The 26,547-nt window shown below is 31.1% G+C and carries 20 protein-coding genes; 5 read left to right on the top strand and 15 right to left on the bottom strand.

Going from position 1 to position 26,547, the window contains the following annotated elements:
* Positions 1-329: 329 nt before the first annotated feature.
* The 4 genes from GN138_RS09760 to GN138_RS09745 form a co-directional block, all read right to left on the bottom strand.
* Positions 330-905: a PhnA domain-containing protein gene (locus GN138_RS09760; RefSeq protein ID WP_157363613.1), complete on the bottom strand. Its 576-nt coding sequence runs from the start codon at positions 903-905 to the stop codon at positions 330-332.
* 87 nt (positions 906-992) lie between these two features.
* Positions 993-1,958, bottom strand: a complete 966-nt coding sequence (locus GN138_RS09755; RefSeq protein WP_157363612.1) for a type I phosphomannose isomerase catalytic subunit — start codon at positions 1,956-1,958, stop codon at positions 993-995.
* Positions 1,959-1,971: 13 nt separating this feature from the next.
* Complete coding sequence (locus GN138_RS09750) at positions 1,972-2,457, bottom strand: glycosyltransferase (RefSeq protein ID WP_157363611.1); 486 nt, start codon at positions 2,455-2,457, stop codon at positions 1,972-1,974.
* A gap of 27 nt (positions 2,458-2,484) precedes the next feature.
* The gene (locus tag GN138_RS09745; RefSeq protein WP_157363610.1) at positions 2,485-3,669 is read right to left on the bottom strand and encodes a response regulator; all 1,185 of its coding nucleotides are present in this window, start codon (positions 3,667-3,669) and stop codon (positions 2,485-2,487) included.
* Between the two features lie 202 nt (positions 3,670-3,871).
* Between GN138_RS09745 and GN138_RS09740 the strand changes: the two genes are divergently transcribed.
* Genes GN138_RS09740 through GN138_RS09730 form a run of 3 tightly spaced genes read left to right on the top strand, consistent with a single transcriptional unit; the run spans position 3,872 to position 9,689 of the window.
* Positions 3,872-6,961, top strand: coding sequence for a hypothetical protein (locus GN138_RS09740; protein ID WP_157363609.1), 3,090 nt, complete (start codon positions 3,872-3,874; stop codon positions 6,959-6,961).
* Positions 6,961-8,181 (top strand): hypothetical protein, encoded by a 1,221-nt coding sequence (locus GN138_RS09735; RefSeq protein WP_157363608.1) that lies wholly within the window; start codon positions 6,961-6,963, stop codon positions 8,179-8,181. Before GN138_RS09740 ends, GN138_RS09735 begins: the two co-directional genes overlap by 1 nt.
* Entirely contained in the window at positions 8,175-9,689 is a 1,515-nt protein-coding gene (locus GN138_RS09730; protein WP_157363607.1) for a glycoside hydrolase family 2 TIM barrel-domain containing protein, read from the top strand. The genes GN138_RS09735 and GN138_RS09730 overlap by 7 nt, the downstream gene beginning before the upstream one ends.
* Positions 9,690-10,272: 583 nt before the next feature.
* Here the strand turns inward: GN138_RS09730 and GN138_RS09725 are convergent.
* From GN138_RS09725 to GN138_RS09715, 3 genes are all read right to left on the bottom strand, one after another.
* Positions 10,273-11,478: a glycosyltransferase gene (locus GN138_RS09725; RefSeq protein WP_157363606.1), complete on the bottom strand. Its 1,206-nt coding sequence runs from the start codon at positions 11,476-11,478 to the stop codon at positions 10,273-10,275.
* A 366-nt stretch (positions 11,479-11,844) separates the two neighbouring features.
* Complete coding sequence (locus GN138_RS09720) at positions 11,845-13,050, bottom strand: glycosyltransferase (RefSeq protein WP_157363605.1); 1,206 nt, start codon at positions 13,048-13,050, stop codon at positions 11,845-11,847.
* 69 nt (positions 13,051-13,119) lie between these two features.
* Positions 13,120-14,376, bottom strand: a complete 1,257-nt coding sequence (locus GN138_RS09715) for an oligosaccharide flippase family protein (protein ID WP_157363604.1) — start codon at positions 14,374-14,376, stop codon at positions 13,120-13,122.
* A 337-nt stretch (positions 14,377-14,713) separates the two neighbouring features.
* Here GN138_RS09715 and GN138_RS09710 point away from each other — a divergent pair, with 337 nt between their 5' ends.
* Complete coding sequence (locus GN138_RS09710; RefSeq protein WP_317162736.1) at positions 14,714-15,850, top strand: response regulator; 1,137 nt, start codon at positions 14,714-14,716, stop codon at positions 15,848-15,850.
* Between the two features lie 135 nt (positions 15,851-15,985).
* Positions 15,986-18,046 carry a tetratricopeptide repeat protein gene (locus GN138_RS09705; protein ID WP_157363602.1) on the top strand — a complete coding sequence of 687 codons (2,061 nt, stop codon included), beginning with the start codon at positions 15,986-15,988 and terminating at the stop codon, positions 18,044-18,046.
* Between the two features lie 71 nt (positions 18,047-18,117).
* Here GN138_RS09705 and GN138_RS09700 read toward each other — a convergent pair whose 3' ends face one another.
* The 8 genes from GN138_RS09700 to GN138_RS09665 all read right to left on the bottom strand — a co-directional run bounded on the left by GN138_RS09700 (position 18,118) and on the right by GN138_RS09665 (position 26,546).
* Positions 18,118-18,882 carry a thioredoxin family protein gene (locus GN138_RS09700; RefSeq protein WP_157363601.1) on the bottom strand — a complete coding sequence of 255 codons (765 nt, stop codon included), beginning with the start codon at positions 18,880-18,882 and terminating at the stop codon, positions 18,118-18,120.
* 7 nt (positions 18,883-18,889) lie between these two features.
* Complete coding sequence (locus GN138_RS09695; protein WP_157363600.1) at positions 18,890-19,423, bottom strand: TlpA family protein disulfide reductase; 534 nt, start codon at positions 19,421-19,423, stop codon at positions 18,890-18,892.
* A 146-nt stretch (positions 19,424-19,569) separates the two neighbouring features.
* On the bottom strand, positions 19,570-22,170 hold the full coding sequence (locus GN138_RS09690; protein ID WP_157363599.1) for a T9SS type A sorting domain-containing protein: 2,601 nt from the start codon (positions 22,168-22,170) through the stop codon (positions 19,570-19,572).
* Positions 22,171-22,437: 267 nt separating this feature from the next.
* Positions 22,438-22,935 carry a CAP domain-containing protein gene (locus GN138_RS09685; RefSeq protein ID WP_157363598.1) on the bottom strand — a complete coding sequence of 166 codons (498 nt, stop codon included), beginning with the start codon at positions 22,933-22,935 and terminating at the stop codon, positions 22,438-22,440.
* A gap of 382 nt (positions 22,936-23,317) precedes the next feature.
* Positions 23,318-24,037, bottom strand: coding sequence for a LytR/AlgR family response regulator transcription factor (locus GN138_RS09680; protein ID WP_157363597.1), 720 nt, complete (start codon positions 24,035-24,037; stop codon positions 23,318-23,320).
* 7 nt (positions 24,038-24,044) lie between these two features.
* Positions 24,045-24,362 (bottom strand): Hpt domain-containing protein, encoded by a 318-nt coding sequence (locus GN138_RS09675; protein ID WP_157363596.1) that lies wholly within the window; start codon positions 24,360-24,362, stop codon positions 24,045-24,047.
* The gene (locus GN138_RS09670) at positions 24,349-25,413 is read right to left on the bottom strand and encodes a sensor histidine kinase (protein WP_157363595.1); all 1,065 of its coding nucleotides are present in this window, start codon (positions 25,411-25,413) and stop codon (positions 24,349-24,351) included. The genes GN138_RS09675 and GN138_RS09670 overlap by 14 nt, the downstream gene beginning before the upstream one ends.
* A complete protein-coding gene (locus GN138_RS09665; protein WP_157363594.1) occupies positions 25,413-26,546 on the bottom strand; it encodes an FIST signal transduction protein in 1,134 nt (377 codons plus the stop codon). Before GN138_RS09665 ends, GN138_RS09670 begins: the two co-directional genes overlap by 1 nt.
* Position 26,547 lies beyond the last annotated feature (1 nt).

Here is a 26,547-nt window from a genome sequence, read left to right as displayed (position 1 = left end):
CCACCTGCACAGATAGGTCCTAATGCGATAAACAAGACAACACAATTTATACAGAACCTACAATCATAAGAAAAAAATCATTGCTTCATTAGAATTATGACGCAATGATTAATTACAGTACTAGGATTTTAGCCTTATCTCTAACACTTTTAATAAATTTGAAGAAATAAAATAAGTGATTAATTTTATGGCATGAAATACAAGTACAAAATAATACTAATGGTAATACTAGCTGCACTCACCATTTATGGTTTAGTGACAGAAAAATATCTCTTCATGGTTTTTCTAATACCATTAAGTTTTGACTTTTTTAATAAGAAAGATTCTGATTAAGTCTTTTTAACGTACTCCGTAATAATAACAATTTGCTGACCATCTACTCTACCTTCTATATAGGTTTCGTTTTCGTGGTCTAGTCTAATATTTCTAACAGCAGTGCCTTGTTTGGCTACCATGCTAGACCCTTTTACTTTTAAGTCTTTAATTAAAACAACAGAATCTCCATGTTCTAAAATAACGCCGTTTACGTCTCTATGTATTAATTTATCTGCTTCATCTTCACCATCTCCAGAGGCTTTTGCAAGTTCTAAAACCTCATCTTCCATATACATCATAGCTAACAAATCTTGGGTCCAATCTGCTTTAATTCTGTTAAGCATTCTCCATGCCATAATCTTAACTGCATCATGCTCACTCCACATACTATCGTTTAGACATCTCCAATGATTAGGATTAATAAGCTCTGAATCATTCATCTGTTCTATACATGTTTTAGAAGCATATAATGCCGTTTTTAATCCATTTTCTTTAATATCTGGAACAATATAAACTTCTAAATTTTCTTCGCTTCCGCTAAGTTCGCACTTAGAACCGCTACGTTGTTTTAATTCTCTTTCTAATGACATATTAATAACTAATTATAATACAAATGTAAAATTAAATTAGAGTTTTAATCACTTTTTAAGAAAGGGTTTTAACGTTTTTATTACTCCTTATATATATACCTCAAGGAATTTTGCATTTGTAGAATTAAAAGCCACTAATTCTGTGTTAGCAGGTACCAAAATAGTTTCTCCCATAGTTACAAATTCAGTTAAATTATTCACTGTAACTTCTGCCCTGCCTTCTACACACATAAATATGATAAAAGAATCTATATCGCTGTAATCTCTTTTTTGCGATGCTTTTATTTTAAAAATATTAGTGGTAAAAAAATCGCAGTCTACAAGATTACTTGTTTTTGCTTCCTCTAATTGGTAAGTACACTTTCCATTAGTGGCGAATGTTCTAGTAGCTTTTATTGCAGCTTCTGTATGTAATTCTCTTTGCATTCCTTTGTCATCTGTTCTATCCCAATCGTAAACACGATACGTAATATCACTAGTTTGCTGAATTTCTGCTGCCAATACACCTGCACCAATAGCATGGATTTTACCGGCAGGAATAAAATAACTATCGCCTTGAGCCACTTTTTCTGTATTAAAAATAGCATCTACATTAGTAGCATTAATATCACCTAACACATTTTTATCTATAGCATTATCTTTTAAGCCTAGAACAATTTCGGCATTCTCATCGCTATTCATAATGTACCACATTTCTGTTTTACCAAAAGAATTATGGTTTGCTTTAGCCATCTCATCATCTGGATGTACCTGCACAGACAAATTAGTTTTAGCATCTAAAAACTTAATTAGTAATGGAAAATTTTCTCCAAAAACATCAATATTCTGTTTTCCTAAAAAATCGCTTTTATGGAGTTTTATTAAATCATTTAAAGATTTTCCCTTATAAATACCATTAGATATTATTGAAATATTGTCCTCAACACCAGAGATTTCCCAGCTTTCTCCAACATTTTGTAAATCTGTTTTTTTGTTTAAAATCTGAGATAGTTTATCTCCTCCCCAAATTTTTTCTTTTAAAATAGGTGTAAATTTTATTGGATATGATTGCATAACTTTAACTATTCTATACGTTAGATTGAAATTGAAGCTTAATAAATTTATTGTTTTTCTGTACTTTTTTTAGATAATCTAAAAGTGAAAATAAACTTTGAAACAGTGTCTGCTTTCGTTTTAAGGAGATCATCCGATAATTAAGAATCGCATCTTGATTTTCTGAAATAACTTTTATTAACTCATTTAATCCATGATACTTTATTTTTAACATACTGGTAGATACATAACCAATATGTTTTAAATTAAACTCATTAAACATATACCTTGCACCTGCCTTTACAGCTGACATATCTGATTTAAATTTTTTTACATTAACTATTGAAACATTGCTACAAGCGTCTTTAATTTCGTTCAATATTTCTTGAGTATTATCTTTACTATTGTTATTTACAAAGCATAACTCTAGGTTAGATGTCTGTTTAATTTGATCTATAAAAAAAGAAGTATCTATTTGGCTTTCGTTATTATGAAAGATAATTATAATACCGTTTTTCATGTTCTAGGGGATTTAAAAGGGTAATAATTAAACTACAGTTAAGATGTTTGAGTTTGCACTTACTTTCTTTTGTTTTTTTCCGCCATAAACCCAAGCTATTTGCCCTAACTGAAATATTATTTTAAACGAATCTTTCATTGATAATTTAGAACCATCGGCATGTATCCATCTTTTTAATGGTTGCTCGCATAGCATTGTTTTAGCTTTTTTTAGTCCGTAGTGAATACTCATTCTTTTAAAGATTTCTACATCAAAAATCCATTGCGTTACAAACTTTTCTCCAAAAGCAATATTAATGACATCTTTATGAAAAATTTTTGCACCACATTGCGTGTCTTTAAAATCCATTTTTAGAATCTTTCTAATAATATAGTTAATGGTTAAGCTAATTATTTTTCTTGCTGATTCTTTAGTAATATTTGCGCCCATTCTAGAAATACGTGATCCGCTTACAATCTTGTAATTTGAATTTTCAATCGTTTTTACTAAATCGTCAAAATCTGCTAAATCTGTTGATAAATCGGCATCTAAAAAACCAATGTAATCCAAATCATCTTTTGTAGCCATATGCAACATTCCAGAACGTACAGCTTCAGCTTTTCCACCGTTTTTTCGACAATCGTAAACTGTAATAAAATCTTCTCTTCCTTCTTGTAATTTATGAAGTACTTTTAAGGTATTATCTTTACTACCATCATTAACAAAGCATAAATGGTAACCAGAATTTTTATCAATAAAATTTAAAAACTCATCGCTTAATAAACGTTCTTCTTCGTTGTAACATGGAATAACAACACCTACACAGCGTTCTTGAATTATAACATTACTTTTTGTTACTACGTTTTTAACCGATGGAGCACCAATTAATCGTTTTACACGTGCACTAATTTCATTTATGCTTAGTGGTTTTTTCATGTAATCATTAATACCTAATTCAAAAGCCTCAGTGATAGTTTCATCTTTAGTATTACCAGATAAAATCATTATTGGTGTTTGGTCATTATTAGCTATTCTAATATGTTTTACAATATCTAAACCAGAAACTCCTGGCATATTAATATCTACAATAACTAAATCTGGATTAAATGATTTGTATAATTCTAGACCTTTAGAAGCGTCAGTTTCAATTTTTACTTGATAACCCAATTCTATTAATCGTTTCTCTAAAGGAAGTAATACTAATTGCTGATCATCTATGGCTAAAACTTTCATAATATTTGATTTTATTCGTTATTTACAGGACAAAAATACTTGGGATAACGTCTGAAATTTTTAATTTTAGCTGAAGCCAATATTTACTGTAGATGAATGGTAGTTTACTATAGATAATTAAAAAACGAACCACTGTTTAAATTATTTATCTTTACAAGATCATTAAAGCTCATGCTTTCTATGAAAAATTGAAAACCATCAGTTGAAAGAAACCTCTAACAAATACTTAATTTCTGCGCTGCTTTTAGGCTTAGCGTTTCATGGTAGTGCTATCTTTTTTACTTTAGAAACTACTTATGATGCCTTAATCCACTTGTTTTTTGCAGACCATTATGCAAACAGTTGGTTTGAGCCATGGAATTATGAATGGTACACAGGCTTTACCGTACAGAGTTATCCGCCTTTGGTGCATCAGTCCATTGGTTTACTGTCCTTAATTGGTGGATTAAAATTTGGTATGTTTAGCGTGGCCTTAATTGCCATTGTACTTTTTATAACTGGGACGTATCGTTTTTCTTTATTAATGACCAGTAATAAAACCGTTGCAGGTTACGCTTGTCTGTTAGCTGTATTTTCATCGTCGTTTATAGAAACCCTTCACATCTTTGGACAATTACCTAGTATTGTTGGTGTTTCGGTGTTAATGCATGCCTTGCCAGAAATCTATTTATGGCTAAAAACAGGGCGTAAATGGTATTTAGCCACCAGCTTATCTCTAATTGCTGTTACTGTAACTTCGCATCACGTTACCCCAATTTTTGGAATGGTCTTTTTTATCTTTCCTTTAATTGGCATGGTGCTTATGGATGTCTCAAGAGAGCAGGTCAATAGCATGAAAGAGGTCACTTTCAAGATATTCTTAAATACTTTTTTCAAACTCTTTAAACGTATTGTGAGTTTTGGGATGCTGTCTTTGGTATTAATTATTGGTTGTATTTTTCCGTATTGGCTCAACTCTAAAGCCAACCCAATAACACAAGTCCCAATTCCGCATGGTTCTCGTGATAATTTTTTAGAAATCACATCTTCAGGTTTGGTATTCTTTTTAATTCCTTGGGGAATTTTACTCATATTATTGCCTTATATATTTTATAGGTATTACAGTAAACGTTATCTGTTTTTTGGCTTATCTGTAACCATATGTTTTGTTTTAGGAACTGGTGGCACAACACCTATTCCGTTAAAAATGCTTGGCGAAACGGCATTTAACATCTTAACCTTAGACCGTTTTACACTTTGGGCTTCTATATTATCAATTCCATTAATGGGTGAATTTGCCTATCGTTTTGTGGAAGGCGATTTAAAAACACTCATCCAAACTAAATTTGGTGCTGTTTATCACAGAATAATTGGTGGCATACTTGCTGGTTTGGCGGTTTTTATGGTGGTGTTTACCATGAGTTTAAATTACTTTAGACCATCGCAACCACAAAAAATAAAAATGTTACCGATTGTAAATTTCTTAAACCAAGATGACCATGATAAATGGCGATTTTTAACCCTTGGTTTCGGCGACCAAATGGCATGGCTTAGTGCACAAACCGATGCTATGACGGTAGATGGTAACTATCATTCTGCAAGGCGTTTGCCAGAATTAACGACGAGGCCAATTGAACGCTTAGAAAATTCAAAATTTAAAGGTGTTGCTGGTATTGGCTCGTTGCAACAGTTTTTAACCACACCAGAAAAATACAATCTTAAATACATTTTCTCTAACGATAAATTTTACGACCCAATACTCTATTTCTGCGGCTGGCAACGTTTACGGCAATTAGAAAACGGTATAATGGTTTGGGAACGCCTTAACATTCCGCCTGTTTCTGCTATTTTACCAAAGGAAGATGTGGCGAAATGGTTAAAAATTCATTGGGGAATTATGCCATTTTTAACTGTTTTGGTGGCCTTTGTTCTAAACATACAAATGCTATTTGTATTAGCATTAAAAACACGAATAAAACCATTACCAGATTTTCTAAAGTTCCCAACGGCATACACCAAGTTTAATAGAAATGTATTGAGAATAACACACCTTTGGTCCATAATTTTAGCCATAATAGTATTTTACGGCATCTACTTATTCTATCTAAAAAACGACTCGCAACGCAGCCCAGAAAACGCAATTGTAGCCTATTATGATGCGTTAGATTTTAAAGAATTTGAAAAAGCCCATAGTCTAATTGACCCAAATAGTAATGTACCAATTGCCCAATATATGCTAGAGATTTCGGTAACGGATGGTTTATTGAGTAGTTATGCAAAAATGGATGCTATTGAAACCGAAATCACAACGCTTAACGATAGTACGGTTTCAGCAAAAGTGACCAGCCAATGGATTACACCTTTAGAAAAAATTGAAAAAGTAGATTACAAATCCTTGTCTAAAATTAAAGGAAAATGGTTTTTACAACCCGATGATTTAAATAACGATTTACCGCCAGACCAGTTGTATTCTGATAACGTTACTAAATATTTTAATCAAGGTCGACGTAGAATTACAACCGAAGCCACACACCACGAAGATATTTTAAAACAACCCGTTTTAGAGGTTATACAAGCAAAACTAGTTCAGTTTGATGGTAGTTATGCTATTATTGGCGAAGTTCAGAATATAGATAATGTACCTGCAGATGTTATTTTAAAAGGCACGCTTTACAACGATGACAACAAAGAATTAGCTACTTACAATGCCAAATATCATGTAAAGCACAAACTAATGCCCAAAGAATCCAGTAGTTTTAGAATTAATTTTGAAGGCATTGCTTGGTCTAAAACCCAAGATTCTATTCCAGATACCTTTAATCCAGATGAATTTACACCAGTTGAGTTTGAAGAACAACCCACGAAATTCAACTTACAAGTGGCTGGCAATGTGTCTGGTTCTGATTTGTATAAAAACGTTGTATTAAGTGATGTGAATATTAAAGATTGTATGCTTAATGGTAACTTGTTTAATAGTGGTATACAAGAAATAACCATTCCTCAATTATTAATAACCTATTATGATAACGACCAAAACATGGTTTGGGTAGACCATATGTTTGTAAAAGCTGGTGTGAGACAACAACGTAAGCAACATTTTGAATATCCTATTATAATTGATGGCGATGTTAAGATAATAAACGATGACATGAAAAACATCTTTGTAAACGGTTTACCAAACGAAGATATCTCTGATAAAATAGTGCCAAATAGAATTAAAAATCATACCAATGCGGAATTACAACCCATTGAACATCTCGATTTTAGTGGAATTAAAATTGAAATTAACACCTATATAGGAAGTCCTAATTAATGCAAATAAAACGTACATACTTATTACTTTTAGGGTTGATGTTATTATCATCGTTTGCTGTTGTGCAACACACTAAAGTTGCTTCAACTGAAATAACATTAATTTCTACACAAACCAAATTTGAAGTTGGTCAACCTATTGTGCTTAGATTTTCAACTTCAAATGATGTACCATTAGATTTATACTGTTCTAACAGTTATGGTTCTACCGTTATTTCTTCAAGCTTAAAAAACAACACCTTAGAATTTGTTATACCTGAAAATATCACTAAAAAAATTGGTACTGTTAACTGGACTTTACTGGACAACAGCAAATCACTTTCAGGAAAATTAAACATCTTACCAAAACCAGAAGTAGCCACTATGGAAACTTATATTGGACCACCAAGTATTGAAGCAGGCGGAAAAGATTATACCACATTGGTGGTTATACCAACGGATTCTTTAGACAATCCTGTACCAACACATACTTTAGTTGATGCCAAATTTCAGTTTTTAAATTCAGAAGAAGGCTTTGATATATACACTAAAAATTTAATTGCCTACAGAAATATATATTCTAAACGAGAAAGTGGAAGAATGTTGGTATCTTCAGAAAGTCTAGGTATCAATTCTAAAGAATTTACTATAAATGTGATGCCATCCATACCAACAGACTTTAAAATTTCTGTAACAAGACCGCACGATTATGCAGACGGAAATCAGGTAACTACGTTATGGACTACAACAATAAAAGATAAACAGAACAACGTGGTAAGCGATGGTACATTTGTTACGTTTTTTATTACAAACGGAAAAGGTAACATTTTAAAAACCACTGGAACCACGATTGATGGTATTGCGAATTCAAAAATTATTCATCCAGATTTTGCGGATAAATGGAGTATAAAAGCCTATGTAGATGGTATGTCTGAAAGTAATAGTATTTCTATTAGCTACAAACAAGTTGTTAAAGATTTTGATGTAGAATTTTCAGAACATAACCGACAAATCAGCATAGGTCCTTTGCAAAGTTTTATGGGACAAATGATACCAGATGGATTGCATATAAAACTACATATTTACCAAGACAATGCACTTATTACTACATTGACCAAAACATCTTTTAATGGGTATACTAGTTTTAAACTAAAACCAGCTATTTATAAAAACGGCAGTTATAATTTTAAGATTGAAACCGCTGGCTTATCCAAAGAATTTAAATCTATTAAGCTATGGTAAGTCTTAACAAAAATATATTACGTACCATTTTAATTGCCTCATATATTATGATTGTAGCCTTAATTATTTCTGGTCTAAGCGCACTATTTAGTTACTTAAATACAGGAGCCGACCGCAGCACCATGCTACATACCGAAATTAAAAAGGTAGACCAATACGCACCAAAAATGGTTTGGGAACCCTTGCAAAATGAAGGCAGACCCATGGACGACCAAACCTTAAATGCCATTCAGCATGATTATTTAGATGCTTGGTACGTAAAACAAATTGCCTATAAGAGTAATAAAACGGCGGGAATTAAGGACTATTATACAGACAGTGCAAGAGAAAACTTGTTTGCCTTTATAGATTTAAACAAAGCACAAGACATCAGTATTGAGGCGACAACCTTAAGCCATAATCCTACGTTAGAGTATTTTAGTCAAGATGGTCAATTAGCCGTAATTACAGACCGTAATGTTATAGAATACAAACGTGTATATAAAGCTAAAGCACTCATACACGAAACCACAGAAACATCTACTTATCAAATGGTATTTTTACTAGAAGACGGCTTTTGGCGTATTAGACATTTAGTAAAAGATAGTGCAGATATTTATAACAATGAATCGCAACAAATAAACGTAGATAGTTTAAATATTAAAGGTATTAATTACTATCCACAAGCAAATCCTTGGGATATGTTTGGCGATGAATTCTCTACAGATACTATTGCAAAGGATTTTAAAATTATTAAAGACGCTGGTTTAAATTCTGTACGTCTTTTTGTGCAATATGAAGACTTTGGAAAGGAACATGTTGATGCTAAAAAAATTGAAAAATTAAAACGAACTTTAGATGTTGCAGAAGCCAACCAATTAAACGTAGTATTAACCTTGTTTGATTTTTTTGGAGATTATTCTATAATGAATTGGACCTTAAATCAGCGTCACGCAGAAGCGATTGTTAATGCTGTAAAAGACCATAAGGCCTTATTAGCTTGGGATATTAAAAACGAACCTAATTTAGATTTTGAATCGCGAGGACAAGACAATGTTATTGCTTGGTTAGACAATATGATTGATTTAGTAAAAGCTACAGATAGCATTCATCCTGTTACTATTGGCTGGTCTAATACACAAAGTGCTACAATATTAAAAGATAAAGTTGATTTTATATCGTTTCATTATTATGAAAATTTAGAAAATTTGGATGCAGCAGTTTCAGCATTAAAAACAGAAATACCTAATAAGCCTTTGGTTCTTCAAGAGTTTGGATTGTCTTCCTATTCTGGTTTTTGGAAACCTTTTGGGTCGTCTGAGGAAGACCAAGCCAATTACCATAAAAAAATCCAAGAACAAATTGCTGCAAATAATTTACAATTTATGTCTTGGACTTTATATGATTTTACTGAGGTGCCAACAGCCGTTGTAGGCAGACGACCTTGGCGTAGAAACACTCAAAAGCATTTTGGGTTTATTGATAAAAATGGGGCAAAAAAGCCAGCTTTTAAATATATTTCTAATTAATTTTAGTTTCAGCTTCAAATAAAAATCTCAGTAATTCTTTTTATCGCTTTTATGCTAAAATTTTAGGTTTGTCTCTAAACTTTCAATTAAAGAATATGATGTTTCAAATAGTCTTATCGTTAATTACAATTTAATAGAACGCAGTTGAAGAACCTTTACTTAATCTAATCAAACCTTCTAAAAGATTCTTCAGTTCTGCATTCATTTTTAATTAGAAATTAGGGGATTCTAATTAGTTGTAGGTATTCTTTTTATTTGGGGCAAAAAGAGTTTATTTACGTACAATTATTAATTGTATTTTAGTTTAGAATACAGTTGAAGAATCTTTACTTAATCCAACCCAATCTGCAAAAGATTCTTCGGTTCTGTATCCTTTTTTAATTAGAAATTAGGGGATTCTAATTAGTTGTAGGTGTTCTTTTTATTTGGGGCAAAAAGAGTTTATTTATGTGCTATTATTTAATTTATTTTCTTTAGAATACAGTTGAAGAATCTTTACTTAATCCAACCCAATCTGCAAAAGATTCTTCGGTTCTGTATCCTTTTTAATTAGAAATTAGGGGATTCTAATTATATTCTTTTATTACGCTGAATACAAGGCTTTATGGTTTGTTTTTCTATCTATAATCTCTTGAAATTGCTCTACATACATATCTGCAATTTTAGACATTGGATGTGCTGTTGCTGCTATATAATTAGACCTAGAAAGGTGTAACCTATAAGCTTCATTAGTAACTATTGCTTCAATGGCAAATGCTAAACTTTCTACATTAGTTGGTTCAAAAAACTCGCCTTTATAACCTTCATCTTTTACTAATAGTGCTAAATCTCCTAAATCTGGCATTACTACAGCTTTTCCGTAACTACCTGCTTGGTGCAAAACACCTGAGCTTCCGGTTGTAGATGTATATGGAAACACGACTACTGCACTTTCGTTAAAAAGTTTTGGAACCTCATGCTCTTCAACATAACCTGTAAATCTTACATTAGGCACGTGTTTATAATCTTCTTTTACTTTTGCTAAATAGCCAGGAACATTTGGATTATCTGTACCAGCTATAACAACTTCTAATTCTAGATTAGTTCGTTCTCTTACCAACTCAACAGCTTCAATCATACTTTCTACTTTTTTGTACGTACCAAACTTTCCAAAGGTCATAATTTTTAATGGTCCTGCTGGAAGTGTATAGTCTGGTTCTTTAGGTATTTCAAAGGTGCCATGCGGAATTAATTCTACATTTGGCGATAAGTACTTATATTCTAAAATATCAACATATTTCTGCATGGTTACGGCAACTGTATCTGCTTGCAAAATTAATTTGGTTAATGATGTACCTATAAACCCATAAATCTTTTGCATCAATGTATTAGACGTAAAACCTGCACTAGCTAAATCTACTTCTTCTAAAATATTATGTAATAAGACAATGGTAGGAATGTTGTTTAACTTACATACCAATGGTAACATTAATCCTAAAGCTGCCGGAATTTTTTTATCTCCAAACTTCATAAATTGTAAGTTAAACAATACACCATCTGGCTTTACATGTTTGATTGCTTTAGTAACAGAAAACAAATTTTTATAGCTGTTAAAAGACCAACATTCTTTTACAGTTACTTTACAACCAAACTCCTTAAAATCTATATCTTTTTCTGCCTCAGTTCTATCCGTTAATAACACAAGTTCTGTTACATCATCCTTTTGTCTTAACTGTTTAACTAAGTGATAAGCATATTCATTTAAAGTGACTTTACTTGGAGGGTAAGCTGTTACAATTGCTAGTTTCATACTCTTAGATTTAATTAATTACACTACAAATTTGAGCCTTTAAATGGCTGAATTTTAGAAATTTCGTTAAGTCAACTTTTACTGTAGACGAATGGACAGAAAGTGTCGATTTAATTTTAGAGCAATAAGTAACAAACTGAATTTCAACAAGAAACCTAATCTAAAAATCGCGTAAAAATTCAATCATATTGTATTTGAGAAGTCGCATCCTAAAAGAGATTGTAGCTAAAATAAATGGCAAAAAAATCCAATAACCTAATGCAGTTTACAGACCGCAATTAAATTATTGGATTTTATATAAAACTACCACATTGAGTGATAGCCTTAAGCGACTAAACTAATATGCTTAGTTAATTATGTTTATTATTAAGCAGAAGCTGTAGCAATACTTGTAGATTTCTTTTCTATTATAGAATTGAATGTTGCTAAATATAATTCAGCTATTTGCGACATAGGATGTGCTGTTGCTGCTTTATAATTTGTTTTTGCTAATTCTAATCTATAAGCTTCATTAGTAACTATAGCTTCAATAGCTTTGGCTAAACTTTCTACGCTTGTAGGCTCAAAAAATTCGCCTCTGTAGCCTTCATCTTTTACTAATAAAGCTAAATCTCCTAAATCTGGCATAACAACGGCTTTACCGTAACTACCAGCTTGATGCAGTACTCCAGAGCTTCCAGTTGTAGATGTATAAGGAAATACTACTACTGCACTTTCGTTAAATAAAATTGGAACTTCGTATTCTTCAACATAACCCGTAAATCGCACGTTTGGTACATGTTTATAATCTTGTTCAACTTTAGCTAAATAACCTGGTACATTTGGGTTATCTGTACCTGCAATAACTACTTCTAAATCTAAACCTGTAGATGCTCTTACAAGTTCTACTGCTTCAATCATACCTTCTACTTTTTTGTAAGTTCCAAATTTTCCAAAGGTCATAACTTGTAAAGGTCCTTCTGGTAATTTATAATCTGGTTCTGCTGGTATCTCAAAAGTACCATGAGGAATTAGTTTTACATTAGTAGCACCATATTTATTCTCTAAAATAGTTACATATTTCTGCATGGTTACAGCAACGGTATCTGCTTTTAAAATTAATTTTGTTAATGTTGTACCTATAAACCCGTAGATGCTTTGCATTAATTTATTTGAAGTAAAACCGGCACTTCCTAAATCTACTTCCTCTAAAATATTATGTAACAATACAATATTTGGAATTTTCTTCATTTTACAAACCATTGGTAACATTAAGCCTAAAGCCGCTGCGATTTTCTTATCGCCAAATTTCATGAATTGTAAATTAAACAATACAGAGTCTGGCTTTGTTTGGTTAATTGCTTTTGTAACTGATAGTATATTTTTATAACTATTAAAAGACCAACATTCTTTTATTATTATTTTACAACCTGCTTCAGTAAATTCAATATCCTTAGCACCTTCAGTTTTGTCTGTTAACAGAATTAACTCGGTTACTTTTTTGTTTTTTCTAAATTGTTTTACCAAATGATACGCATATTCATTTAAGGTCACCTTGCTTGGTGGATATGCTGTTACGATTGCTAATTTCATGATTTGATTTGTATTATGTTATTGATTATGTTAAAATATAAATGAGTATAAATTTTAAAAAAGCTAACCTTAGACACTGTCTTTTTTAGATTGTATTTGATCGTATTTAAAAAATGCTAACTGAATGACTAATAACAATAGCATAGCTATGATTTGCATGTGTACAACTTGTTCTAAATTATCATGATAGAATACCACCAATCCCATTTGAAGCATACCAAAGACACCAGAAATAACGACAGGAATATATTTATCTAATGATAAATAGTAATAAGCGAAAATATTTGAAATAGCAAACATAGACGTTGCAATTGCATACTGCCATAATAATGGTGCCATAGCGATATAGCTATCTCCAAATAATAAGGTAATAATAGTTTCAGGAAACAATAGGCAACCTATAATAATAGATATAGATATTGCTGCTATATAACCAACATATTTAAAAAGTGTAGGTGCTGTTTCCTTACCGTCTTTTTTTAATTGTACTACAGTTGGTAATAATAACATTACAAACATCCATGCAATAAAGTAGACAATTCTACCAATTAATGCTAAAGAGGCATATAAACCAGCGTCGTAAGGTTCAAAATAATGCTTCACCAAAAGAATATCACTATTGTTAATTATAATTTGGGTTAACTCATAAAATGCGGTTATAATAAAGAAGGTTTTTATTTCTTTAGAATGTGTTTCACTTAATACCAATGCTTTTTTAGAAATAAGCTTAGGAAATTTAAATGGAAATAAACCAAATACAAATGAAGCCAATATGCCAACTGAAATAACTACTGAAGATTGAATATTAAATAGTAATATAAGTCCTAATGTAATAAATAAACGACTCAACATTTCACTTTGATATGTAATAGATAAGGACTTAAATGCTTTCTTACCTTGAAACACACCACGATTTACACTCATTATAAAATAAAGCGGTACACCAAAGCCAAATACTACAAACATGTTAGAAGACGAAGTATTAAATAAACTTTGTAACTGACTAGCAAATGCTATTATAAGGATTCCCATTATACCACCTACTAAAAGTGAATTTTTATAAATTTTAGAAACGAAGCTATCAAAAATGTCATTTTCAAAAAGCACCGAAAATTTTGCCGTAACCAATTGAAAAGTCATGGCCGCAAAGCTCAGAACTAATAAAAAAGTGATTAAAACAGCCGCATCTGCAAATTGAGCTGGCCCTAAAACTCTTCCTAGAATTAAATTATATAAATAATTCCCTCCATTAACTGCCAAAACACTCAACATAAAAAGTTGTTCTGGTGTAATTTTTTTAGATTTTAAAATTGCTAAAATTTGCATGGCTTATTTTTAAAATTGTTACTTATTTTAATACAAATATCGAATTTGAAACAGTGGAGGGAGAAAAAATTTCGTTCAATAGAACATTGCTATAGACGAATGATATAACAATATCGACATGTTAAAACTAGTAGTAAAAATACGTACTCATCTGCTAAACTTAATTTATCGCAGGACTACATTTATTACATTTAATCAGGCAAATATAACACTTAATCGATAAAAAAATCAAATTTTTAGTATAATTCTTTCAAATTTATATTACATTTGTCTCTATAAATCAATACATTAAATCACAATTACCAAAAAAATCACCCCAAAAACACCTACTAAGATGATTAAAATACTTGCCATAGATGATCAGCAATTAATATTGCTGTCATTAGAAAAACACTTTAGCGATTTAGGCTTTAATATCCAATGCGCACAATCTGGCGAAGAAGGGTTAGAACTTTTTGACACCTTTCAACCAGATATCGTAATTGTAGATATTAATATGGATGGCATGTCTGGATTAGAAGTTGTAAAAAAAATTAGAAATGAAAAAAAATCAGATACTAAAATTTTAGTACTCTCTGGTAATACTCACGAGGACACAGTCATTGACGGATTTGATTTAGGAATTGATGACTATATGAAAAAACCAGTTTCCCTAAATGAGGTTACTGTAAGAATAAATAGAATATTTGGTATAAAAACCAATAAAACACAAAACAAAATAACTAAAGAACAAATGCTCCAAGAGCGTTGTGTAGGCGTTGTAATTCCTTGTTACAATGAAGAAGATAGGCTTTCTAGCAAAAAATTTTTAAAGTTTATTGATAGTAACTTAGGTTACCTATTATGTTTTGTAAACGACGGAAGTACGGATAAAACATTAGAAGTTTTAAACTCCTTAAGACAAGGACGAGAAAATAATATAATGGTCTATGACTGTGAAAAAAATGGTGGTAAAGCCGAAGCTGTAAGACAAGGTGTATTACATTTAGCACAGCAGTCTCAATTAGATTACATAGGTTATTTAGATGCCGATTTATCTACAGATTTTAGAGATTTTGATGATTTGGTAAAAACCATTGAAAATTCAGATTTTAAAATTGTTAGTGGCTCTAGAATGAGTAGAATGGGTGCCGACATTACCAAAGAATCTGCACGTGCAATTATTAGTAAAACCATAAACCTTATTATACGCACTATATTAGGTATGCCATTTAATGACACACAATGTGGTGCAAAAATTATGGATAAGGACATCGCAAATCTTGTTTTTAAAGATAAATTTATAACCCGATGGATTTTTGATGTAGAAATCTTCATTAGAATGCGAAAGCATTACGGAAAGCAAAAAGCAATTTCTTATATCTGTGAACAACCACTTAAGAGATGGATTCATGCAGATGGTTCTAAATTATCTATGAAAGATTCCGTTAAAATTGTTGGTCAATTAGGACAAATTGCCATCCATTACAGATAAAATAATTCAGAATTAGAAGTATAAAACTTTTTATAAATTACCAAATGAAAGTTTCTATAGTCCAGTAACCATTTACTGCAGATTAATGATTTAAACCTATTGGCTAACTTGCACTTGTAATTAATTAAACACATTATGTCTCTTAAAAAGTTAATATTTTTAATCGCGTTATTTATAGTACAGTGGATTTTCGCTCAAGATATGAAAGAAGGTTTTACCTATTTAGAAACCGGAAAATATGCAGAAGCTGAAACCTTTTTTAGTACCATATTAAAGGATTACCCAGAAAATAAAACAGCACGTCTATGTTACGGGCGTGCTATTGGTTTAAACGGAAAAGCTAAAGAAGCTTATAATTTATTTACAGAATTATTGGCAGACTATCCAAATGATTTTGAAGTAAAACTAAATTACGGAGAATCTTTATTATGGAATAACAATTTTACAGATGCTAAAGTTTACTATAATAGTTTAGTTGCTGAAGACCCAAATAGTTTTGCGGCACAATTAGGTTTTGCCAATACACTTTCTAACCTAAAAGAATATGAAAATGCCCTTAACGTTGTTAATACAGCATTAGAAGTTTCTCCAGGAAACCCAAATGCTTTAACATCAAAAAAATACATCTATTTAGGCTATGCATACCAAAACCAACAAGTGCAGAACTACGAAAAAGCCGAAGAACTCTTAAAGAAAAACCTAGTACTATTTGAAAACGATAAAGACACGTTATTAAATTTAGCAAACTTATATTTAATTTGGAATCAATTAGATAAAGCAAAAGAAACTTACAATACTTTAGCTGAACAACCAGACCACAAAATTATTGCTCAAAATGGTTTAGCTTTAGTAGAACATTTAAATAGTAAAGAAAAAAAAGCATTAGGTATTAGTACTGAAGCGTACCAAAGTCTAAGTGATAAAACAGATAAATCTATAGTACAGCAAACTACAGAACGTTATATACAAGCACTAATTTGGAACAAAAAATTTAATGAAGCCGCCACTTTAATTGATAATTTAATTATAGAATACCCAAACCAAAATTGGGTCTTATCCTTGCGTGCTACCCTAAATATTTATAAAAGTAATTTTAAAGATAGTTTAGACGATTACAACCAAATATTAGTAAACGACAGTACCTCTTTTGATGGTAACCTAGGAAAAGCAAACGTTTTAAAAGCGTTGGGATACACAGAAAATGCTTATGCATCTGCAGAAAACACGTTAAAGTTTTACAAAGAACAAAAAGATGCAACTAACTTTATAAATCAATTAGATAACAGTTTCGCACCTACTTTAGAGTCTAAAGCTGCCTATACGTTTGATAATGGTGATAATAATGCCTTTTCGTTTAGTAACAACGTTATTTTTCCGCTATCACTTAAATTCTCTTTATTAGGAAGCTATAATTACCGTACAACTAATAACTCAACAACGAATAATAGTGCAACCTCAAATGATTTGTCATTGGGTTTATCTTATAAACTTATACCAAGTATAACCTTCAAAGGAACAGCTGGTTTAACCTCTGCAAAGGCTGAAACAGATGATTACACACAATTATTAACTGACCTTTCCTTTAGTATTAAATCATTTAAACTACAATCTTTAGATGTGGGTTATAAAAGACAAATTGAAAGTTTTAATGCCGATTTATTAGACCGAGAAATAGTACAAAATAACTATTACGCTAATTACAATTTAGGCACAAACTTTAATTTGGGTTGGTTTACACAATTAATGTACACCTCACAAAACGATGGAAATTCTAGAAATTTATTATTTACATCGCTTTATTATAACCTGTTAGCAAAGCCATCAGTTAAAGTTGGTTTTAACTATCAACACATTACCTTTAAAGACCAATTACCAACCATATATTTTAGTCCAGAAAAATTTAATGCTTACGAAGTATTTGTCAATCTAATTAAAGATGAAGCCGCTGCGAAACCCAAAGAATGGTTTTACAATTTAACTGGAGCATTTGGTTACCAATATATAGAAGATGACCCCAAAATTACGGCCTACAGAATACAAGGTGCTTTTGGGTACAGATTCTCAGAACGAAGCATATTAAATATTTACGGAACTCGAAGTAATATTGCCTCTGCAACAGCTGCCGGTTTCACCTTCACAGAAATAGGCTTACGCTTTAAATGGCAATTTTTAAAGAAGGCTGTTTTTACGAGATAAACCTTAATACATAAAAACAAAAAAACACAAGCATCAACTTGTGTTTTTTTTTACTAAAACTATTCTATTATTTAAGCTCTGCTTGCTTTTATTGGGCAACCGATAGCTTTTGTTAAATTAATGGTTGGTTTTTCGCCAGCCTCTAATGCTTTTATAGCATCTTCAACATACTTTACTTTTACATCTTCAGGCGACTTAGAATTATCATCAATAGCACCTATATATTGTACTTTACGTTCGTGATCTAATAAAAATACATGAGGTGTTCTTACAGCACCATATTGAGGATAAATCTTCTGACCTTCATCTACTAAATATGCAAATGGAAATCCTTTCTCCTCTGCTCTAGTTTGCATTGCGGCATACCCTTCTTTTTCGTTTTCTGGACTATTTGGATTTATAGCAATTACAGGATAGCCTTGTGGAGCATAGGTATTGTGCAATTCAATTAAACGGTCTTCATATAATTTAGCAAAAGGGCATTCATTACAGGTAAAGGTAACTATGTAACCTTTAGCATTTTCTATACTCGCTAAAGACACCATAGAACCATCAACATTTTTTAAATTAAAATCTGTAGCAACATCTCCTATTTTATAACCACCAATTTCTTCTAATGTTTTGGTTTGCTCTGGGCTTCCTCCTCTCGGTGGTCCTTTTCTATCTCCTCCTGGAGGTGGTCCTTTACGATCACCTTTATGATGCTTTGCTTCTGGTCTAGGCGCATGACGATCTGGTTCTAATGTTGTTTCTTTATCGCTTCCTTTTTCTTTACAAGATACAAGTACTACAGCAGACAAGGCAATTATAGATAATGCTACACTTATTTTTTTCATATAAAATTTATTTTTTAAAAGTTCTATTTAATTCGGTTTCTAAATCTTCTAAATTCTCAAATGAGCGTTCATAAAACAAACGTTTCTCCTTATTGTATATTATTGTAAACGGAATAGCACCAGACCAATTAGAATCTATTTTATCGATCCAGGTATTTGAATCTGGATCATCTAAAATAACCACTTCAGAGGTTATTTTTTCATCTCTTAAAAATGGCTTTAACTTAACATCTATATCCTCAGGAAAATCCATACTAACCAAAAGTACTTCTACTTCAGGATATTTTTTAGCCAAAGCCTCTATATACGGTAATTCTTTTACACATGGCGCACACCACATTGCCCAAAAGTTAACCAAATATGTTTTATTAGAATCCGTATATAAGCGAGGTTCTAAACTATTAAAATCATATACTTCTATAACATCATTAACATTACTGTTTTCAGTTGCTATAGACTTCTCTTTTGTATTATTACAACTTAAGCAAGATGCTACTAATAAAACTAAAAACAGTATTTGCACTATTTTCTGAATTGGCATTGAAATTTTAGTATGGTTTAGTTAATAAGCTTTTAGACTTAACAAATTATGTAAGGTTTAATTGAATTATTAGAATTAAATGTTAAAAAAAGAAAAGGCAAAAGCTCTCGCTTTTGCCTTTTTACTATAAGGTATAGATTATGAGTTTACTTAATAATTAATTTTAGAGGACTAAAATTAGTCTGACTACTTACGATTTTACAAAAATATAAGCCAGAACTTAAATTTTCTTTACTTACATTAATATTATTTAAACCAGCAACGGCATCATAAGTTTTAGAATAAACCAGTTTACCTAACTGATCATACATTACAAATTGTACAGTTTCATTTTGTACTGTGGTAAAATTAATTGTTGCTGTTGTATGCATTGGATTAGGATATACTGTTAAGGTACCTAAATCTGAGTTATAATCATCAACCGATAATGCTCCATCTTGAGAAAAACGTAATTGACTTAAATTGAAATTCTTAGTTGTCATAGTTCCGTTTTCAGCTACCATTGTAAATACAATTGTAACTACATCATTTAATTCTGGTATATCTAAGGTATTGTTTTCTAAATCTTCAATAGCGATAGAAAACTCTTGTAATACACTTGTTAATGCTACAGTAGTCTTAAACTGCTGTTCCCAATTACTTATGCTTTCTTTTACAAAAGTGATTTCTAAATCACCAGTACCTTGAGCACTAAATTTAAACATGTCATAATCTGAAACATCTACGGCTTGAAATCTAGGCGTTAAAGCTCTATAAGCGGCAACGTAAGAATCTGTTGTTGCATTTAAAGTAACATTTCTTTCTATTGGAAAATCTGTAGCTTCAAAAGTGTTAGTATTGGTGGCTACTTCGTATAAACTTACATTAGTACCAGATTGAGAATCATCAATTCCCCAAGGACCGTCTGACATAAATAAATCATCTGGAGTTGCAATACCATCACCAATTCTAAAACCAATATCAAAAAGATTTCCTGTTTCTACTCTAATATTTGTAATATAATTACCATTTAAATTAATAGTAGAGTTTAAGTTTTGAAAAGGTTCTGTTTCTGTTGTTCTATAACCTGCATCAAATACAACACTTTGAGTACCGTTGGTGTTTACAATTTGTAAATCTAACCCTCCATCTGAATAGCCTCCACTTTTTACAAATACTGTTGGTGGTGTAGATAGACTGTATGTTGAAATTGGTTTTTCAATATTTAATAAATTTAAAACCTCTTCACCAAGTAAGTATAAATCATCAATAGAATTAGACCAAATTTGAAAATTGTAAAACGTAACATTCTGTTCGTACTGATCTAAATTCCAATGGCTTTCTATAGCAAAATTAGCATCATTATTTACCACTTTTGCCGATAAGCTTAAGACAAACTCAAATGTGCCGTCTTCATTTTTAATAATCGCTTTAATAAAAGACTGATCATTAATATCTATTGTAGAGACATTAACTAATTCTCCACCTAATAAACGATCGCAAATATATTTAGTATGTTCATAAACGCCATTATCCGTTTTTAAGGCTAATACTGACGCTACAGGACTACTATTTTTTAAGTAATCTACCGCATAAATTTCTGTAGCGTTTGTAATACCAATTAAATCTGAAGGCGATGCTTCTACAGCTTCATCTTCGTTAATAGTTGTTAAAGGAATAAAATCTTGTAATGTAAATCCTGAATTAGCAGATTTACTACCATAACTTGCTGTTCTTAATGCTCTTGGTGCAGTAGAGACATCAAATTTATATCCTGTTTTTGCTCTTTTAAAATTACGAGCATTTATTTGTTCTGACAATCTATTATTACTTTCTAAACCACCATTATTAGAGCTCGATGTTGGTGCAACAATCACCTCGCACATGCCAAAACCTGAACATGAAGGATCTTCACAATCTATTAATCCATCGCCATCATCATCAATACCATTATCACAAATTTCTTGTAAAACAGGAGCTGTTGGGCAACGAGCACCATCGTTACTTGCACTTGATGGCCCAAAAGCAAATAAGTTAGAATCAATATCTGCTGCTGTTGTAATAGTCTGTACAGATTGAATTACATAAATAGTACCTGTTTGGTTTGCAGAAATGTAGAAACGTCCTTCATTATCAAAGTAAACAGCGCCATAAGTATAGTTTAATCCAGATAAAATTGGTACTTCACCCAATGCTGTTGTTTGCCCATTATCTGGGTTAATACGATATAAAATATTTGAACTCTTAGCTACGGCATAAATTTGCCCATCTACAGCATTAAAAGCCCAATCATGTATATTGATGTTTTGAGATAAAGTACCTGTTGCCTGAAATTGTGTATAATTTTCAGATTCAGGGTTTAAGTCTACTTTATAATAAGTTGTTCCTCCACCTTTTAAATAATAAATACCAGTTGAACTTACATCACCAACATAGCGATTGCTATCAGGTAATTCATCTATGTAATAAGTTGTTGTTGCAAAATCATTTCCTATTCTTACAATAGTTTTTGCAGGCGTGCTTAAAGATCCCCAAATATATCCATCAGCAGGATTGTATGCTGCCGCATTAATACTACCTGGAGTAACATCAGCAGCTACTTGGTAAGAATTTCCTGAAGCTAAATCAATTGCATAAACGTCATTATACTGAAATAAATAAGCGTTATAATCGCAATTAAATGGATCATTTTGAGCTTGTGCTCCAATACTTAAAAATGCCAATAACATAATTAAGATGTGTTTTTTGATTTGGGTAATTTGGTTCATATCTACATTAAATTTGATTACGGAACAAATATATCTGATTATCAAGCGTTAAGAATAATTTTTCGTCAAAACCTACAAAAAAAGCCCTTCAATGACGCCTAAGTATCGTCAAACGGTTTTTAACTGTAAGATTTTTTTTTAAACACAAAAAAAGGTAAGAGATTTTTCTCTTACCTTTCATTACTACAGGCATTAATTTAGGGTTATGCATTATTCTATTTTAAGACGATAATATTTAAATGATTATAAACGGAATTTTATAGCATTCTATAGTTTTACAAAAATGTTTGTGAAATAGTATTTTCCATGTGTATCTTGAGAAGATGAAATACCAATTTCTGTTATATTTGGGTTTTCTATGTTTGCTCGGTGACCATCGCTATTTAACCAAGCATTAACAACCGATTCTGCATTACAAAATCCATAACCGACATTCTCTAACACTTTTTTAGCCTCTACCGCTTCAACTAAATTTTGAAATCTTACATAAAAGAAATCATGACTTACTGTTCCTTCATTAATCATGTATTGGTTATGTACAATAGATTCTCTAGTGGCTTCATTAAGCAATGTTAATGGTTCTAAGTTAATGGTGGTTCTATACATATTAATTAAGTCTAATATTTCAAAATCTATGGTTTTGTATTCTACCATAATTGATTCTGTATTATAGCTATCTAGAATTAAATTTTCATCTTCTACTGAACAAGAAAATATTAAAAGACTAGAAATCATAATTATTAAAATAAGGGATAATTTTTTCATGAGGGATTTTTTTATTCATGACAAAATTATGAGGTTTAGACACTGGTTTTTAAGTTATTCGATTAATACAAAGGAGTCTATAGACCAATGGCAATTATATAGACACAAACGGATTAAGATAAAACAGGCGCAAAAAAAAAGGTAGCAAGCGAACTTACTACCTTAAATTTAACATAAATCAATAACCATTAATCAGATGATTATACAGCAAAGATACATGTATTATAAAGTGATTGAATATTATTTCGTTGAATGATACTTATAGCAAGATGAAATACGATTAAATATAGACGAATAGAATTCACTTACATTAATAATTTTTATAAAAAACACCTGTATAAGCTGTATACAAAGGAGTTTATTAATTTTATTAAACTGTAACTTACAGTAAATTAAGACGTTTCATTAATTCTGGTCGGTTAGAGCGACTTACCGGAATTACATCTTTTTTAATAAGTACACTATTATCTTCTATATCAATAATTTTATCAACATTAATAATATAAGAACGGTGAATTTTTAAGAATAAATCTTTTGGAAGTTTTTCTTCAATCTTTTTTAGTGTTGAATGCACTGTATAATTTTTATCTTCGGTTTTTACTTGTATATAATCGCCTTTTGCTTCTACCAAGTAAATACTTGGTATATCAATTTTTATTAAACGTCGGTCTATATTTACATACAAATCGTTACCAGAGGATGTTTCTACCTGCCCTGATGATTTACTGTCTGTTGACACTGTTTTAGTTGACTTAATTGCCTCTGCTTTATCTATAGCTTTTTTAAAACGTTCTGGTGTAATTGGTTTTACTAAATAATCTACAATACAGTCGTACCCAAATGCTTGAATTGCAAAATTAGGATCAGATGTTGTAAGGACTATTTTTGGTGGATTTTTAATAGTGTCAATAAAATCGAAGCCTGTAAAATCTGGCATGTGAATATCTAGAAATATTAAATCTACCTCGTTATGATTTAAATATTTTATGGCTTGGAGTGCGTTTGGAAATTCCTCTAATACATTTATACTTGGTACTGTTGAACATAACTGGCCTATAATAGCCCTAGCTGTTGCCTCATCATCAATTATAATACAATTCATAAAAATCTTATATAGTCTCTAAAAATTCTGTCATGATTTGAAGAATAGCTTCAAACTCAATTCTCCCCTCAGTATTACCGTCTATAAGATTATTTTCATAATCTACCGCTACATCATAACTTTTTACGAGGCCTAAAATACTAATTTTATGTTTAAGTTTATGAACGTTCTCTGCAGTAAGTGTATAATTTTTAGCTTCAATATTAGTAAAATAGATGGATTTCTCTTCTGGAAATTCTTTTTTAATTATGGTGATTAACTTTTGCTCAAAGGCTTTATCTCCACCAGACATACTGTGAATGTAAGAAAGATTAGGTTGTTCCATTGGGTTGTTTTTTTAAGGTAAAGAAGAATGTGGTGCCTTGGTGCAATTTTGAGGTTAACCAAATTTTTCCGCCGTATAAATCTACAATTTTCTTTACTATTGAGAGGCCAATACCTGTTGATTCAATATTGTGTTCTAATTTTTCGAACGTTTTAAATATTTTTTCAAAATAAACTTTATCGATTCCTTTACCATTATCTTTTATGGCAAATTCCCAAAATTTAGCTTTATCTTTTACTGAAATTTCTATAAGTCCTTTTTCTTTATCGTTATAGGTGATTGCATTTACTATAAGATTTTGAAAAAGTTGTTGTAATCTATATTTGTCACCTTTAACAATTGGTAATTTAGACTTTTTAATACTAATGTGTTGAGGTGTTTCTATTATGTTTAGGATATTATTGATAAGATTATTTAAGTCTACATCGTATATTTCTAATTGGTTTTTGCCTATGGTTGAGTATTCTAAGATTCCATTAATTAAGGCTTCCATTTTACCTACATTAGTCCTTATTAAATCTAGTGTTTTATTTCCATTAGTATCAAAGGCATTATTGTAATCTTCCTTTAACCAAGTGGTTAATGTGTCTATACTACGCAGTGGAGATTTTAGATCGTGAGAAACCATATGTGCGTAATCGCTAAGCTCTTGGTTTTGATAAGCCAATTCATTTAAAAGTTTTTCTTTTTGTTTATTCATTTCAATAATCTCTTTGGTTTGATTATCTATGAAATCTACTAAATCTGTACTTTTTAAGGCAACTGCATCTGCTTTTTCTTCTTCTTTTAAATTATAAAACTTTAGTGTGTTAATTACATCTCTAAGTTTCTCTATTAGCTCTTTTTGTTCTTTTGCTTCTTTTTGTAATCTTGTATTTGCGGCATATAGTTCCTCAGAGCTAATTGACATAGCTCTTTGAATCATAGCGGATTGTTCATCGAAATTATTGTAGGAACGATCAACAGCTTTGAGAAAAGTTTCTAAATTTTTGTCAGTTTTTAGTTCTTCACTTAAATATTTACGTATTTGCCGTTTAAGTAAAGAATTCATTATTCACTAATTAGGGTTATTGTCATGGTTTGGTTGTGTAGTTGACATGACATTTCTCCATGAAATGGTGCTATTTCACCGTAAGAATAAAAACCACTTATTGTTGTATTTTCTCCTAAAATTTCTATAACCTCATCTATTTCTTCTTCAACACGTTGATCTAAAACTAATTTTCTTCCTATACAACTTACTAGTATAGCAACCTCTGGTTTGTGTTCTCTATATTCTAAGGCTTGTCTTGCTGCACGCTCTGATGCATTTGCAATGTTATCTACATTGGTCATCATGAGTTGTACTTGAGAGTTTTCTTTAATGTCTCCTGCTAAAATTACAGAATTTTCTTGTTCATCTATATTTAAAATAGATCTTACTATAGATTGTTTTTCATCTACAGATTTTACGTTTAAAGGGTACAATAATGCTGCTCCAGGAAGGTCTTTTGCTTTATCTCCTAAATATTTTTTATATAAGTCTAAGGCTGGCTGGTTGTCTAATTCATAAAGAATGTTTCCTTTAGATTTTGTTACTATTCGTTCTGGGCCAAAAGGTGTCCATCCTCCATGTATTGAAAACGAAATTTCTAAGGAATCTCCATAAAAACCAATGGCTACTATTTCACCTTCTTTTGGGTTTTCATTGTAAGATGCTAGTGTTTTTTCAAAACGTGTATCATCGCCACATAAGCCTCCTGTTATTAGCAAATTGTCTTTGTTTTTTGAACTCATACCATTGGTAAGTTGGCTTCCGTTGATAAAACTCCCTTCTGATACTACAAATACATACTTTAAGTTTTCTTCTGGTAATTGATTTATTATATCTAAACCTGTTTTATAACTGTCTAAATCTGTATTTAAAACATTACTAGTTTTAATTATAAAACTACTTTTTTCAAATTCCATAGCCGTAATCGTTATGCTATTTTCATTAACAGTTCTTGATGAAATTTCTGCACATGCCGATCCAAAAACGATATGACCATCTGGAAATAATGATTTTATTTCGTTGTAAATATTAGCATCTTCTAACATAAAACGGTTACCAAAAACCAACACTAATGGGTTATTTAATTTTTGATTTTCACCTAAATAGGTCCAATCTTCATTATTATGTTTTATTAATTGTACTGTTTTCATA

The organism is Winogradskyella endarachnes (assembly GCF_009741275.1).
In the GTDB taxonomy this organism is placed as follows: domain Bacteria; phylum Bacteroidota; class Bacteroidia; order Flavobacteriales; family Flavobacteriaceae; genus Winogradskyella; species Winogradskyella endarachnes.
This window is presented reverse-complemented; position numbering and strand designations above follow the sequence as displayed.